We start from the raw sequence: 13648 nt of genomic DNA, 5'->3' as shown, positions 1-13648 counted from the left end.
GGTCAGCCGACGGAGACGCCGTGCGAGCGCAGGAAGGCGACCGGGTCGACGTCGGAGCCGTAGTCCGGCGTGGTGCGGATCTCGAAGTGCAGGTGCGGTCCGGTCACGTTGCCGGTCGCGCCCGACAGGCCGACCTGCTGCCCGGCCGTCACGGTCTGGCCGGCCGAGACGGAGAGCTGGGACAGGTGGGCGTACTGGGCGTAGTGGCCGTCGTTCAGCTTGATGACGACCTGGTTGCCGTACGCGCCGCCCCAGCCGGCGGAGACGACCTCGCCCGGACCGACGGCCTTGAGGGAGGTGCCGGTCGGGACGACGAAGTCGACACCGGTGTGGTAGCCGCTGGACCACATGCTGCCGGACATGTGGTACGGGGTGCCGACGGTGGCACCGTCCACCGGGAGGGTGAAGCCACTGGAGTTGCTCTCGGCCGCGGGCTGGGCGGCGGCCGGCTTGGCGGCGGTCTCCGCCTTCGGGGCCGACTCCTCGGCGGACGACTTCTGGGCCGAGGCCTTCGGAGCGGCCGGGGCCGAGGCCTTCGGCGCGCCCGCGGCCTTCTTGCCGATCGACAGCTTCAGGCCCGGGTGGATCAGCGACGGGTCGGAACCGACGGCGTCGCGGTTGTCCGAGTAGAGCTTCTTCCAGCCGCCGTCGACGTTCTGGTCGTCGGCGATCTTCGCGAGGTAGTCGCCGGCCTTCACGGTGTACGAGCGGGCGCCGTTGGCCTTTTCGGCGGCCTTCTTCTCGGCGGCCGGAGCGGACTGGACGGCCTTTTCGGGAGCCGACTGCGGGGTGGCGGCGTGGGCGCCGGCGGCCCCCATGAGCGGCAGGGCGAGGGCGGCTCCGCCGGTTCCGGCGACGGCGATGGAGCGGGTGAAACGCTGGGTCTTGGGGCGGCGGTGCTTACCCTTCGCGGGCATGGCGAATTCCTCTCCGTCGCCTGCGAGGTGAGCTGTCGGGTGCGAGCTGGAGATGCCCGGCCGCGCCGTGGCGCGACTTAACCCCAAGCCGTTCCGGGAACCGGAACAGGCGTCTTACCTGTGGGTCCCCCGCTCCTGCCGTACGTCGGGTCAGTGTGTGGGGCTCCGGGCGGCGGCAGGATTAGGCGTCCGTCCGGATTGGTGTGGAACGTAAGCGACCACGACGCAATAGGACAAGCTTGCGGTTGCCCGTGACGGTGTTTTTCCTGACGCGTCGGCACAAGTGCCGTCACCGAGCGTGGATTACCGATCTCCGCCATTCGTCAATGGGCCTGAATAACGCCAGAATTACGTGAACATGGCGACAACACATCGTCACGAATATGACGATGGTCACGCACCCCGGCCTCATCTCCTTGACGATCGGGGCACGTTATCCCTTAGCGGCCTAAGCTCCCTATTCGGACAGAACGACTACTTCCGCTTAAGCCGGACGACCGCGGCGTCCAGATCCCCGCGCAGGCCGACGCGAAGTCCGTGATGCAGCAGTACGGCCCCTCGGTGAACTTCGCCCGTTTCGAGGCATTCGTACGAGGATGCCGGGTCGAGACCGCGCAGCAGGAGCGCCGGCACGGGCTCGCCGTAGCGCTGCGCCTGGAGCCAGGCGAGGACGACGATCTCGTCGCCGAGGACGTACTGCACGGCACTGGCGCCGCCCTCCGGGGGACGCAGCCGGTACAGGTCGCCGCGCTGCACCACGGGCCGGATCTCCTTGTAGAGCGCCACCCACTCCCGCGCCTCGGCGAGCTCCTCCTCCGTCCACCGCGTGAGGTCGCCGCCGACGCCGAGCACCCCGGCCATGGCGCTGACGAACCGGAACCGCAGGGAGCTGGCCCGCTGGTTGAGCATGGCGTTCGGGCTGTCGGTGACCCAGGCGGCCATGACCCGGGCCGGGTGGATCTGACTGAAGCCGTGCTGGATGGCGAGCCGGTCGAGCGGGTCGGTGTTGTCCGAGGTCCACACCTGGTCCGTGCGGCTCAGCACACCGAGGTCGATCCGGCCGCCGCCGCCCGAGCAGGACTCGAAGGCCACGCCCGGGTGGGCGGCCCGAAGCCGGTCCAGCAGGGCGTACAGGCCGTGCACATGGTCGACCCACAGCCGCTGCGGGTACGGGTCGTCCGGCCAGCCGGCGTCGGTGAAACAGCGGTTGAAGTCCCACTTGACGTAGTCGACGGGAGCGCTGGAGAGAAGCCCGTGGAGCTGCTCCCAGAGGTACTCCCGGACGTCCTCGCGGGCGAGGTTGAGCACGAGCTGATTGCGGAATTCCGTCCGCTTTCGTCCTGGTTGGTACTGGACCCAGTCGGGGTGCGCGCGGTACAGGTCGCTGTCCGGATTGACCATCTCGGGCTCGACCCAGATCCCGAACCGCATGCCCAGGCCGTGCACATGGTCGGCGAGCGGCTTCAGTCCGCCCGGGAAGCGGTCGGGGTTGGGGGTCCAGTCGCCGAGCCCGGCCCGGTCGCTGGTGCGCGCCCCGAACCAGCCGTCGTCGACGACGAACAGCTCGACTCCCATGGCCGCGGCCCGCTCGGCGAGCGCCCGCTGCTGCTCCTCGGAGATGTCGAACTCGGTGGCCTCCCAGGAGTTGAACAGCACCGGCCGGTCCCGCTCGGCGTCCGGGACGACATGCGCCCGCTGGTAGGCGTGCCAGGCGCGGCTGGCCCCGCCGAAGCCGCCGTCGCTCCAGAGCCCGGCGAAGACGGGGGTCGTGTACGACTCCCCCGTGCCCAGCGTCAGCAGGCCCGAGTCGTCGTGGCCGGCGCCGCCGGTGATCTGCACGCGCGCGTCCGGCAGCTGGGCCACGGCGATGCGCCACGACCCGGACCAGCCGAGGGCGCAGCTGTAGACCTCGCCGTGCTCCTCGGTGGCGTGGGTGTCGAGGGCGACCCACGGCAGGTGCTGGTGCGAGGTGTGGCCGCGGCGACTGCCGATGACCTTCTCGCCGTGGGTGAGACCGGAGCGCGTCAGCCGGGACTCGGCGCCCCAGCGGCCGTGCAGCTGGGACAGCCGCCAGGCGTCGCGGTCGGGAAGGGTCCAGGTGGCGGAGTCGGCGCGCAGCAGTTCGAGGGCCGGCCCGCGGTTGGCCAGGGTCACCCACCGCTCGACGACGTCCGTCGAGGAGCGCATGCGGTAGTGCAGCGTGATGGCGAGGTCCCCGTCACGGAACCGGAGCCGCAGCTCGCCGTCCTCGGTGTCGTACCCCTCATGGACCCACTCGGTGCCGCGCCGCCCGGCCGCGCGCACGGACAGGGCGGGGCGGACGAAACGGGGTCCGCCCTCGACCGGGTACTCCTCGCGTCCGTCGAGCGGGGACTCGAAGGGCCAGTAGTCCGGCAGCGGCCGGACGGCGAGGGCCTCGGCGTCGGCGAGGCCGATCCGGGGGCCCCAGTGCAGGTGCAGCAGCTCGTCCCGGTCGGTGACATGGACGGCGTAGCTGCTGGCCGGCCCGGAGAGCACCCACGTACAACCGTCTTCAGAGATGTCCAGCATCGCGCCCTCACAGATTCGAACAAGCCCGACCAGGTGCGACCAGGCGGCAACATCATCAAGGGCCGCGGGGGCTCCGGGCAACGCCCTGTGGACAACTCATTGCCCCAGGCAGGCATGTCGTATCGTCGAGTCGTGCCCGCCGACGAGCCGCGGCGGCGGCGCCGAAGGGGAGGAGCCCTCGTGACACAGCAGGTCCCGTCGACCGAGCCCGAGCTGGCCGGAGTGCGCAACTTCCGTGATGTGGGCGGACTTCCGACCGTGGACGGACGGCGGGTGCGCCAGGGAGTGCTGTTCCGCAGCGGCCACCTCGCCCATGCGACCGGGGAGGACGCCGCCTTCCTGACGACTCTGGGCCTGCACACGATCTTCGACTTCCGCAACGCGGCCGACCAGAAGCTCGAAGGGCCGGACGTCGCGCTGCCCGGCGTGCGCAATGTGAACCTGCCGCTGAGCGACCCCGCCGACGGCGCCGAGTTCTGGAAGATGGTCCGCGACGGCGACCTGGACCAGCTGCGCGAGATCCTGTCGGACGGCAAGGGCGCGGGTCGCATGATCGCCTCGTACCGCACGATCATCAAGCACCGCACGGACGAGCACTCCCGGGTGCTGCACGCGCTCGCGCAGGACAGCGTCCCCGCGCTGATGCACTGCGCTGCGGGCAAGGACCGCGCGGGTCTGTCGGTCGCGGTGACGCTGCTGGCGGTGGGCGTCGAGCGCGAGGCGATCGTCGAGGACTACCTGAAGTCGAACGCCAAGCACCGCCGTTACAAGGTGCACCGCAGCAGCTCCGCCGCCTCGGCCTACTCCCCCGAGGTCATGGAGCTGCTCAGCCCCCTCTTCGACGCGCGCGCCGAGTATCTGACGGCGGCCTTCGACACCATCGAGGAGACCTGGGGCGGCGTCGACGCCTACCTGGAGAAGGGGCTGGACCTCACCCCGGAGACCCGGGAGCGGCTGCGCGAGCGGCTCCTCGCCTGAGAGGCCGGGACAGGGGCTACTTCGCGCCGAGCGCGAAGAGCAGGTACACGAACGCGGCGAAGATGTGGCCGGCGATGAGGTAGACGAACAGCCTCACCCACAGGGCGCGGGGGAACTTCTCCTCCATGTCGCTCATGACGCGTCTCCAGGGGTGGGGCCCAGGCACAGTGCGGCCGTGGGGCTCTGCAGCAGGGTGTGGACGAAGAGCAGGTCGACGCCGTCGTGGTCCTCGGCCGCGATCCGGTGCGGGGTGAGCGAGTCGAAGTGGGCGCTGTCGCCGGCCGCCAGCCGGTGCGTGGTGTCCCCGAGGCGCAGCCGCAGCCGGCCGCGCAGCACATGGAGCCACTCCTCGCCGGGGTGGACGCGTACGACGTCGCCCTGGGAACCGTGGGGGACGTGGACCCGCAGGGCCTGCATCCCGCGGCCCGGGGCGCCGGCCTGCCAGTAGGTCCAGCCGCCGGCCGCCGTGGGTTCCATGTCGGCCGCGCGGATGACGGCGTCCCGTCCGGCGACCGTCTCGCCGAGCAGTTCGGCGACGGTCGTACCGTAGACCCGGGCGAGCGCGAGCAGCATCGGCAGCGAGGGCTGGCGCTGCCCGGTCTCCAGACGGGAGAGGTGGGCGGGCGACAGCCCGGCGGCGCGGGCCGCGGCCTCCAGGGTGAGGGAGGCCTGACGCCGCAGGGCCCGCAGCTGGGGCGCGACGGCGGGCAGCGCACCGGGCGCGGGTTCGGACGGCGACGCCGGTTCGGATGGCGACGCGGGTTCCGACGGCGACGTGGGTTCGGACGGCGAGCCGGCCCCGGAGGGCCGCTCGGTCTCGGAGGGGCTCATGCCTCCATTCAGCCGGACCTTTGCCTCACCGGCAAATTTCTTGCCTCTCAGGCAAATCCGCTACCGGTTGGCCACCGCCTGCTTGACCAGGGTCTTGCCGAAGTCCCACACCAGCCCGCCGTTGTGCGCATCGTCCATCACGGCCGTGAAGGCGTCGACGAACCGGTCCACCTCCCGCTCACCGATGATCAGCGGCGGGATCAACTTGATCACCTCCATGTGGTCGCCGGAGACCTGGGTGAGGATCCGGTGCCGTTGCAGCAGCGGCACGACGACCATCTGCGCGAAGAGCCCCTTGCGGGCGGCCTGGAGCATGGCCCAGCGGCTGCGCAGCTTCAGCGACCTGGGGCGTCCGAACTCGATGCCGATCATCAGGCCCCGGCCCCGGACCTCGGCGAGCATCTCGTACCGGTCCGTGAGCGCGGCCAGCCGGGATCTGAGCCGCTCCCCGGTGGCCCGGACGTTCGCGACGATCTGCTCGTTCTCCATCACCGACAGCACCGCGAGGCCCGCCGCCATGGCCTGCGCGTTGGACCCGAAGCTCGCCGAGTGGACGAGGACGCGGTCCATGGACGAGTAGACCTTCTTGAAGATCCAGTCCTTGCCGATCGTGGCCCCGACCGGCACATAGCCGCCGGAGAGCGCCTTGGCGACGCACACCAGATCGGGTTCGACGCCGTCCTCGTGCTGGTAGGCGTAGAAGTCGCCGGTCCGGCCGAGGCCGGTCTGGACCTCGTCGGCGATGAGCAGCGCCTTGTGCCGGTGCAGCAGCTCCTGGGCGGCCCGCAGCCAGCCGGGCGGGCCCGTGAGGACGCCCTTGCCCTGGATCGGCTCGACGATCAGCGCGGCGACGTCGCCCTTCCTCAGCTCCCTCTCCAGCGCGTCGAGGTCGCCGAGCGGGACGGCCGTGTCGGGCAGCAGCGGGGCGAAGCCGTCGCGGAAGCCGGACTCGCCGTTCACGGAGAGGGAACCGGTGGTCAGGCCGTGGAAGGCGTGCGCGCAGTACAGGATCCTGGGCCTGCCGGTGACGAACCGGGCGAACTTCAGGGCGCCCTCGACGGCCTCGGTGCCGCTGTTGCCGAAGAACACCCGGTCCAGGTGCGGGCTGTGCGCGAGCAGCTTCTCCGCCAGCAGGCCCGGCAGCGGCTGGCAGTCGAAGCGGGTGAGATCGGCGAGCTGGGCGTCCAGGACGTCGTGCACCGCCTTGCGCACCACGGGGTGGTGGCGACCGAGGCCCATCACCCCGAACCCGGCGAGCATGTCCAGGTAGTCGTTGCCGTCCGCGTCCCAGAAGTAGGCGCCCTCGGCGCGCTCGTAGACCTTGTCGAAGCCGATGGTGTGCAGCATGCGCGGGAGCTGGTGGTTGAGGTACCGGGTGTGCAGTTCGTAGCGTTCGGCCCCGCGCTCGGCCAGCAGCTTGCCGAGGTCGAACTCCCCGGCCTGCGACGACTCCGACGCGGACTCGGCGGTTGTCATTCCTGTGGCTCCTTGGACAGCTCTTCCTTGACGGCCAGGCTCGCGCCGATCCGTCCGGCGATCTCGACGGGTGTCAGGCCGATGTCGGCGAGCACCTCTGCGCGCTTGGCGTGGGCGAGGAACTGCTCGGGGATGCCGAACCGCCGTACCGGCACGTCGACGTCGGCGTCGCCCAGGGCCAGCGCCACGGCCGAACCGACCCCGGCCGCGCGGCTGTTGTCCTCGACGACGGCCACCAGACAGTGCTCGGCGGCGAGGCCCGGGAGCGCCGGGTCGACGGGCTTGACCCAGCGGGGGTCGACGACGGTGCAGCCGATGCCGCGCGCTTCGAGCAGTTCGGCGGCCTGGAGACAGACGGGCGCCATCACACCGACGGCCACCAGGAGGACCTGCGGCGCGGGGGAACGGTGCAGTACGTCCAGCCCGCCCACCCGGTCGACCGCCGGGATCGACGGGCCGACGGACTCCTTCGGGAAGCGCACAAGGGTCGGCGCGTCGTCCACGGCGACGGCCTCGCGCAGCTGGGCCCGCAGCTGGTCGGCGTCGCGCGGCGCGGCGATGCGCAGTCCGGGCACGACCTGGAGGACGGACATGTCCCACATGCCGTTGTGGGAGGCCCCGTCGACGCCGGTGACCCCGGCCCGGTCCAGGACGAAGGTCACCCCGCAGCGGTGCAGGGCCACGTCCATGAGCAGCTGGTCGAAGGCCCGGTTGAGGAAGGTGGCGTAGACGGCGACGACCGGGTGCAGTCCGCCCGTCGCCAGGCCGGCCGCGGACACGGCCGCGTGCTGCTCGGCGATGCCGACGTCCCAGACCCGGTCCGGGAACCGCTCGGCGAAAGCGCCCAGGCCGACGGGACGCAGCATGGCGGCGGTGATCGCCACCACGTCCTCGCGCTCCTCGCCGATCCTGACGATCTCCTCGCCGAACACCGAGGTCCAGGAGGGCCCGCCCGACGGCGAGAGCGGTGCGCAGGTCAGCGGGTCCATCACGCCGACGGTGTGGAAGTGGTCCTCCTCGTGGGCGAGGGCGGGCTCGTAGCCGCGGCCCTTCTCCGTGAGGCAGTGCACGAGCACCGGCCCGTGGAAGCGCTTGGCGCGCCGCAGCGCGGACTCCACGGCCCCGGTGTCGTGCCCGTCGATCGGACCCACGTACTTCAGGCCCAGGTCCTCGAAGAGGCCCTGCGGGGCGAACGCGTCCTTGAAGCCCTTCTTGGCGCCGTGCAGGGCCTCGTAGAGGGTGCCGCCGACCAGAGGCGTGCCCTGGAGGACGTCCTTGCCCCAGGCGAGGACCCGCTCGTAACCGTCGGTCGTGCGCAGGGTCGCGAGGTGGTTGGCGAGGCCGCCGATGGTGGGGGCGTAGGAGCGTTCGTTGTCGTTGACGACGATGATCAGCGGGCGGTTCTTGGCGGCCGCGATGTTGTTCAGGGCCTCCCAGGCCATGCCGCCGGTGAGAGCCCCGTCGCCGATGACCGCGACGACATGGCCCTTCTCGCCCCGCACCTGGCGGGCCTTGGCGAGCCCGTCGGCCCAGCCGAGGGCGGTGGAGGCGTGGCTGTTCTCGATGACGTCGTGCTCGGACTCCTCGCGCGAGGGGTAGCCGGACAGGCCGCCCTTGCCGCGCAGCTTGGAGAAGTCCTGGCGGCCGGTCAGGAGTTTGTGGACGTAGCTCTGGTGGCCGGTGTCCCACAGGATGCGGTCGGCCGGCGACTCGAAGACCCGGTGCAGGGCGATGGTCAGCTCCACCACGCCCAGGTTGGGTCCCAGATGGCCGCCGGTCCTGGCGACCGCGTGCACCAGGAACTCCCGAATCTCTTCCGACAGTTCCCCCAGTTCCGCCTCGGACAGCGCCTTCAGGTCGCGTGGTCCCCGGATGCTCTCCAGAATCGTCACGTCGGGCCCCCTTCGGTTCCGTGCTGCTCAGCTCACGGTGACGGCCGGCTCCCCCGACTCCACGCCGTCCTGCTCCATCTGCTCGGCGATCTTCATCGCCTCTTCGATCAGCGTCTCGACGATCTTGGACTCGGGGACGGTCTTGATGACCTCGCCCTTGACGAAGATCTGCCCCTTGCCGTTGCCGGAGGCGACCCCCAGATCGGCCTCCCGCGCCTCGCCGGGCCCGTTGACCACACACCCCATGACGGCGACCCGCAGCGGCACCTCCATGCCGTCGAGCCCGGCCGTGACCTCCTCGGCCAGCTTGTAGACGTCGACCTGGGCGCGCCCGCAGGACGGGCACGACACGATCTCCAGCCGGCGCTCCTTGAGCCCGAGGGACTGCAGGATCTGGATGCCGACCTTGACCTCCTCGGCCGGCGGCGCGGACAGCGACACCCGAATCGTGTCGCCGATGCCCCGCGACAGCAGCGCCCCGAACGCCACCGCCGACTTGATCGTGCCCTGGAAGGCGGGCCCGGCCTCCGTCACGCCCAGGTGCAACGGGTAGTCGCACCTCTCGGCCAGCTGCCGGTACGCCTCGATCATGACGACCGGGTCGTTGTGCTTGACGGAGATCTTGATGTCGCGGAAGCCGTGCTCCTCGAACAGGGACGCCTCCCACAGCGCGCTCTCCACGAGCGCCTCCGGGGTCGCCCTGCCGTACTTCTGGAGCAGGCGCCGGTCCAGCGACCCGGCGTTGACGCCGATGCGGATCGGCGTGCCGTGGTCCTTCGCCGCCTGGGCGATCTCCTTGATCCGGTCGTCGAACTGCTTGATGTTGCCGGGGTTGACGCGGACGGCCGCGCAGCCTGCCTCGATGGCCGCGAACACGTACTTCGGCTGGAAGTGGATGTCCGCGATCACCGGGATCTGCGACTTGCGGGCGATGGTCGCCAGGGCGTCCGCGTCGTCCTGCGTGGGGCAGGCGACCCGGACGATCTGGCAGCCGGACGCGGTCAGCTCCGCGATCTGCTGCAGCGTGGCGCCGATGTCCGACGTCCGGGTCGTCGTCATCGACTGCACCGACACCGGGGCCCCGCCCCCGACGGCCACCGGACCGACCTGGATCCGGCGCGAGAGGCGCCGCTCGGCGATCGGCCGGGCCGGCACCTCGGGGACACCCAGCGAAATGGCGGTCATGGCATCTACTCCCGGTTCCCGGAGACCGTCTCGCGCATGGCGCGCAGGGACTCCTTCAGCGATCCCATGGTGGCGAGGACGGCGGTGGGCTCGTAGCCGCAGTGCGCCATGCAGTTGGCGCAGCGCGGGTCCTTGCCGCGGCCGTACTTGTCCCAGTCGGTGTCCTCGACCAGCTCCCGGTACGTCGGCACGTACCCGTCGCTCATCAGGTAGCAGGGGCGCTGCCAGCCGAAGAGCGAGTAGTTCGGGATCGCCCACGCGGTGCAGGGGAAGTCGACCTTGCCCTCCAGGAAGTCCAGGAAGAGCGGGGAGTGGTTGAGCCGCCAGCGCCGCCGGTTGCCGCCGGAGAAGGCCTTCTTGAACAACTCGCGGGTCTGCTCCACGCCGAGGAAGTGCTCCTGGTCGGGGGCCTTCTCGTAGGCGTAGGCGGGCGAGATCATCATCTCGTCGACCTGGAGGTCGTCGTTGAGGAAGTTCAGCACCTCGACGATGGTCTGCGGGGTGTCGGTGTTGAAGAAGGTCGAGTTGGTGGTGACCCGGAAGCCGCGCTGCTTGGCCTCCTTGATCGCCTCCACGGCCTCGTCGAACACGCCCTCCTTGGCGACCGACTCGTCGTGCCGCTCGCGCAGGCCGTCGATGTGCACCGCGAAGGCGAAGTAGGGCGACGGCGTGAACTTGTCCATCTTCTTACGCAGCAGCATCGCGTTGGTGCAGAGGAAGACGTACTTCCGCTTGGCCACGAGCTGGCGGACGATCTCGTCGATCTGCGGGTGCATCAGCGGCTCGCCGCCGGCGATGGACACCATCGGGGCGCCGGATTCCATGACCGCCCCCACGGCCTGGGCGACCGGCATCCGCTGCTTGAGCACCCCGGCCGGATGCTGGATCTTGCCGCACCCCTCGCACTTGAGATTGCAGGCGAACAGCGGCTCCAGCTCGACGATCAGCGGGAACTTGTCCCGTCGGCGGATCTTCTGTTCAGCCAAGTATGTAGCGACCTTGATGGACTGTCGGAGCGGCATGGCCATCTGGCTCACCTCCTGGGGAGCAGCAAGGAACGGTGCCATTCGAAGAAAGCGGGAAGGACGGAACGAAGAACACGGAAAGCTGATATTCCACCGCGCACCGTGCCGATCCGGACGAGTTCATGTTCAGGAGCGTCCACGACCACCCGGACGGCCGCAACCGGGCGCTCGCCCGCTCGCACGGCGCTCAGGAGCGTGACGGCGGACTCCATGTCGACCGCGATCGCGCCGGTCGCGCGCAGCGCGGCCCGTTCGGGACCCCGCACCACGTGGTCGGAGCAGGTCAGCGGCCCGGTGTGCACCGTCCGCCCGGGCAGCGCCCGGGTCAGCTCCTTGACCAGCAGCTCGGTCCCCACGCAGGGGGTCGTGCCACGCGGGTCGCGGGTCTCCTCGGCGACGACGAGATCGCCGGGGTGCATACCGGGCGCGAGACCCGCGCAGAAGCCGGTGGCCAGGACGGCGGCGTCGCGCAGGGCCGGGTCGGCCAGCACGCGGGTGACGGCCCGCTCGGCGGCGGCCGGTCCCATGCCCGTCCGCAGGACCGTGACCGGCCCGTCGGCCCCGCCCCGGCCGCCCGCGCGCAGGGCGAACTGCTCGATGCCGAGCGCGCAGGCGATCAGCAGCGGGACCGGGGCGGGCTGTGTCCTCATCAGCTCCCCTGGGCCTCGGTGAGCGGCTTGCCGGTCCCGCTCCCCGGGAGGGCACCGGCCTGCCCGCTCCCGCGGGGCTTCTCGGCGAAGGGCTCGCCGTGCAGATAGCGACCGAGCGCGGTGAGCGGGAACACCTGCCGGTAGAGGTGGTAGTTGATCGAGAAGTCCCATGGGAAGCCCGTCCCCGTGAAGTACGGCTCGTCCCAGGAGCCGTCCGCCCGCTGGGTCGCCGCGAGCCACTCGACGCCGCGTTCGACGGCCTTGGATTCCCGCTCCCCCGCCGCGAGCAGGGCCATCAGCGCCCACGCCGTCTGCGAGGCGGTCGAGGCGCCCCGGCCGCTCCATTCCCTGACGTGCTTGTAGGAGCGCAGGTCCTCGCCCCAGCCGCCGTCGTCGTTCTGGACCGACTCCAGCCAGGCCACCGCCCGCCGGATCGCCGGGTGCGCGGCGGGGATGCCGGCGGCGGCGAGGGCGGGGACGACGGACCCGGTGCCGTAGACGTAGTTCACGCCCCAGCGTCCGAACCACGAGCCGTCCGGTTCCTGCTCGGCCAGCAGCCATTCGATACCGCGGCGGGTGCGCGGGTCGTGGGCGAGTCCCTCGACCGCGAGCATCTCGACGACGTGCGCCGTGACGTCGGCGGAGGGCGGGTCGATGACCTCGCCGAAGTCGCAGAACGGCAGCCGGTTCGGGAAGGGGCTGGTGTTGTCGACGTCGAAGGCGGCCCAGGCGCCGTTCTTCGACTGCATGCCGAGCGTCCAGCGCATGCCGCGCGCGGCGGCCCGGTCCAGCCGCTCCGGGTCGTGGTGGGCGATCCGGCGCAGCGCGAGGATCACCTCGGCGGTGTCGTCGATGTCGGGGTAGTTGTCGTTGTGGAACTCGAACGCCCAGCCTCCGGGCGGCAGTCCGGGCCGCTTCACTGACCAGTCGCCGGGCCGGACGATCTCCTCGCCCAGCATCCAGTCGGCCGCCTTCACCAACTGCGGGTGATCGGCGGGCAGTCCGGCGTCGGCGAGGGCGATCGCGGCCAGGCAGGTGTCCCACACCGGCGACTGGCAGGCCTCGATCATCCGGGCCCCGTCCTCGCGCCACACGGCGAACCGGTCCAGGGACGCCAGCCCTTCGCGCATCACGGGGTGTTCGAGGTCGTAGCCGAGCAGGTGCAGGGCGATGACGGAGTACACGGCGGGGGGCTGGATGCCGCCCCAGCAGCCGTCGTTCTCCTGTCGCTCGATGATCCAGCGGGCGGCGCTGTTCATGGCGGCTCTGCGCAGCCGGCGCGGGGCGACCTTCCGCAGGGCGTGCAGGCCCTTGTCCATCCGCTGGAACGCCCCGTCCCAACTGAACGGCGGCGCCAGGGGCTTGGGCGGGTTGGGAAGGTCCGGGTCGGTGTGCAGCTCGTCGAGCGGGAAGGGTGCGGGGCGTACCGGCCGCTTCGCGGAGACGATCGTCAGCGGGACGATGGTCTGCCGCGCCCAGCAGCCGAAGTCGTAGATGTTGAGCGGCATCCACTTCGGGAAGAAGACGAGCTCCGGCGGGAGTTCGGGCAGGTCCTCCCACTTCCACCAGCCGAACAGGGCCAGCCAGATCCGGGTGAAGACCCGGGCGGCGGCGATGCCGCCCTGCGCGCGGATCCAGGCGGAGGCCCGGGCCATGTGCGGGGCGTCGGGGGCGTCACCGGCCAGGCGGAGGGCTACGTACGCCTCGATGGTGGCGGACAGTTCGCTCGGTCCGCCGTAGAAGGTGGCCCAGGTGCCGTCCTCGCCCTGCTCGCCGCGGATGAAGAGGGCGGCGGCCCGCGTGGTCTTCTCGTCGCGGATGCCGAGGAACTGACGGAGCAGCAGGTCCTCGGCGTCCATGGTGACGTTGGTCTCGAGGTCGCCCTTCCACCAGCCCTCGGCGTCCTGGAGGGAGAGCAGGAAGTCGGTGGCGCGCCGGGCGGCGCGTGCGGCGGCTTCCGGTACCCCGGCCGCCCCGGGGGTGTGCGTGTCGGTGTCGCTGGCCGCGGCGGCGCGGGGTGGCAGGGCCCCGGTGCTTCCGTCGGTCGTCGCTGTCATGGCTTCCCCTTCGTGCAGTGGTGCAAGGTGTGCAGCTGCTGTGGGTCCGCCGTCGGCCGGTGCTCCGTGATGACTCGCGGCACCGGC

Annotated in this window: 11 protein-coding genes and 1 riboswitch; of the genes, 1 reads left to right on the top strand and 10 read right to left on the bottom strand. The window is 71.1% G+C overall.

What is annotated here, in order from left to right; all coding sequences use genetic code 11:
* Nucleotides 1–2: 2 nt before the first annotated feature.
* A complete protein-coding gene (locus QOL88_RS34005) occupies nucleotides 3–917 on the bottom strand; it encodes a M23 family metallopeptidase (RefSeq protein WP_097222069.1) in 915 nt (304 codons plus the stop codon).
* A 4-nt stretch (nucleotides 918–921) separates the two neighbouring features.
* Nucleotides 922–1083: riboswitch (cyclic di-AMP (ydaO/yuaA leader) on the bottom strand.
* Nucleotides 1084–1391: 308 nt separating this feature from the next.
* Nucleotides 1392–3467, bottom strand: coding sequence for an alpha-galactosidase (locus QOL88_RS34000; protein WP_097222068.1), 2076 nt, complete (start codon nucleotides 3465–3467; stop codon nucleotides 1392–1394).
* Nucleotides 3468–3647: 180 nt separating this feature from the next.
* Between QOL88_RS34000 and QOL88_RS33995 the strand changes: the two genes are divergently transcribed.
* Entirely contained in the window at nucleotides 3648–4445 is a 798-nt protein-coding gene (locus QOL88_RS33995; protein ID WP_097222067.1) for a tyrosine-protein phosphatase, read from the top strand.
* Between the two features lie 16 nt (nucleotides 4446–4461).
* Here the strand turns inward: QOL88_RS33995 and QOL88_RS33990 are convergent, their stop codons facing one another.
* Genes QOL88_RS33990 through shc form a run of 8 tightly spaced genes read right to left on the bottom strand, consistent with a single transcriptional unit; the run spans nucleotide 4462 to nucleotide 13561 of the window.
* On the bottom strand, nucleotides 4462–4581 hold the full coding sequence (locus tag QOL88_RS33990) for a DUF6126 family protein (RefSeq protein WP_037820178.1): 120 nt from the start codon (nucleotides 4579–4581) through the stop codon (nucleotides 4462–4464).
* Nucleotides 4578–5276, bottom strand: a complete 699-nt coding sequence (locus QOL88_RS33985) for a helix-turn-helix domain-containing protein (protein WP_257027969.1) — start codon at nucleotides 5274–5276, stop codon at nucleotides 4578–4580. The genes QOL88_RS33990 and QOL88_RS33985 overlap by 4 nt, the downstream gene beginning before the upstream one ends.
* A 60-nt stretch (nucleotides 5277–5336) precedes the next feature.
* Entirely contained in the window at nucleotides 5337–6752 is a 1416-nt protein-coding gene (locus tag QOL88_RS33980; RefSeq protein ID WP_097222066.1) for an aspartate aminotransferase family protein, read from the bottom strand.
* Nucleotides 6749–8644: a 1-deoxy-D-xylulose-5-phosphate synthase gene (gene dxs, locus QOL88_RS33975; protein WP_097222065.1), complete on the bottom strand. Its 1896-nt coding sequence runs from the start codon at nucleotides 8642–8644 to the stop codon at nucleotides 6749–6751. Before dxs ends, QOL88_RS33980 begins: the two co-directional genes overlap by 4 nt.
* 27 nt (nucleotides 8645–8671) lie before the next feature.
* Nucleotides 8672–9829, bottom strand: a complete 1158-nt coding sequence (ispG, locus tag QOL88_RS33970) for a flavodoxin-dependent (E)-4-hydroxy-3-methylbut-2-enyl-diphosphate synthase (protein WP_097222064.1) — start codon at nucleotides 9827–9829, stop codon at nucleotides 8672–8674.
* A 5-nt stretch (nucleotides 9830–9834) separates the two neighbouring features.
* Entirely contained in the window at nucleotides 9835–10857 is a 1023-nt protein-coding gene (hpnH, locus tag QOL88_RS33965; RefSeq protein ID WP_097222063.1) for an adenosyl-hopene transferase HpnH, read from the bottom strand.
* A 5-nt stretch (nucleotides 10858–10862) separates the two neighbouring features.
* Nucleotides 10863–11504 carry a phosphorylase family protein gene (locus QOL88_RS33960; protein ID WP_097222062.1) on the bottom strand — a complete coding sequence of 214 codons (642 nt, stop codon included), beginning with the start codon at nucleotides 11502–11504 and terminating at the stop codon, nucleotides 10863–10865.
* On the bottom strand, nucleotides 11504–13561 hold the full coding sequence (gene shc, locus QOL88_RS33955; RefSeq protein WP_097222061.1) for a squalene--hopene cyclase: 2058 nt from the start codon (nucleotides 13559–13561) through the stop codon (nucleotides 11504–11506). Before shc ends, QOL88_RS33960 begins: the two co-directional genes overlap by 1 nt.
* Nucleotides 13562–13648 lie beyond the last annotated feature (87 nt).

It is taken from the genome of Streptomyces sp. Ag82_O1-12 (assembly GCF_900182715.1).
GTDB lineage: Bacteria > Actinomycetota > Actinomycetes > Streptomycetales > Streptomycetaceae > Streptomyces > Streptomyces massasporeus.
Note: the sequence above shows the minus strand (reverse complement) of the source record. Positions and strands in the feature narration are given on the sequence as shown.

Excerpts from the sequence above, each read along its gene's own strand:
- shc (WP_097222061.1), bottom strand. The coding sequence starts at position 13,561 with ATGACAGCGACGACCGACGGAAGCACCGGGGCCCTGCCACCCCGCGCC.
- QOL88_RS33985 (WP_257027969.1), bottom strand. The coding sequence starts at position 5,276 with ATGAGCCCCTCCGAGACCGAGCGGCCCTCCGGGGCCGGCTCGCCGTCC.
- QOL88_RS33960 (WP_097222062.1), bottom strand. The coding sequence starts at position 11,504 with ATGAGGACACAGCCCGCCCCGGTCCCGCTGCTGATCGCCTGCGCGCTC.
- QOL88_RS34000 (WP_097222068.1), bottom strand. The coding sequence starts at position 3,467 with ATGCTGGACATCTCTGAAGACGGTTGTACGTGGGTGCTCTCCGGGCCG.
- QOL88_RS33990 (WP_037820178.1), bottom strand. The coding sequence starts at position 4,581 with ATGAGCGACATGGAGGAGAAGTTCCCCCGCGCCCTGTGGGTGAGGCTG.
- hpnH (WP_097222063.1), bottom strand. The coding sequence starts at position 10,857 with ATGGCCATGCCGCTCCGACAGTCCATCAAGGTCGCTACATACTTGGCT.
- QOL88_RS34005 (WP_097222069.1), bottom strand. The coding sequence starts at position 917 with ATGCCCGCGAAGGGTAAGCACCGCCGCCCCAAGACCCAGCGTTTCACC.
- QOL88_RS33980 (WP_097222066.1), bottom strand. The coding sequence starts at position 6,752 with ATGACAACCGCCGAGTCCGCGTCGGAGTCGTCGCAGGCCGGGGAGTTC.
- ispG (WP_097222064.1), bottom strand. The coding sequence starts at position 9,829 with ATGACCGCCATTTCGCTGGGTGTCCCCGAGGTGCCGGCCCGGCCGATC.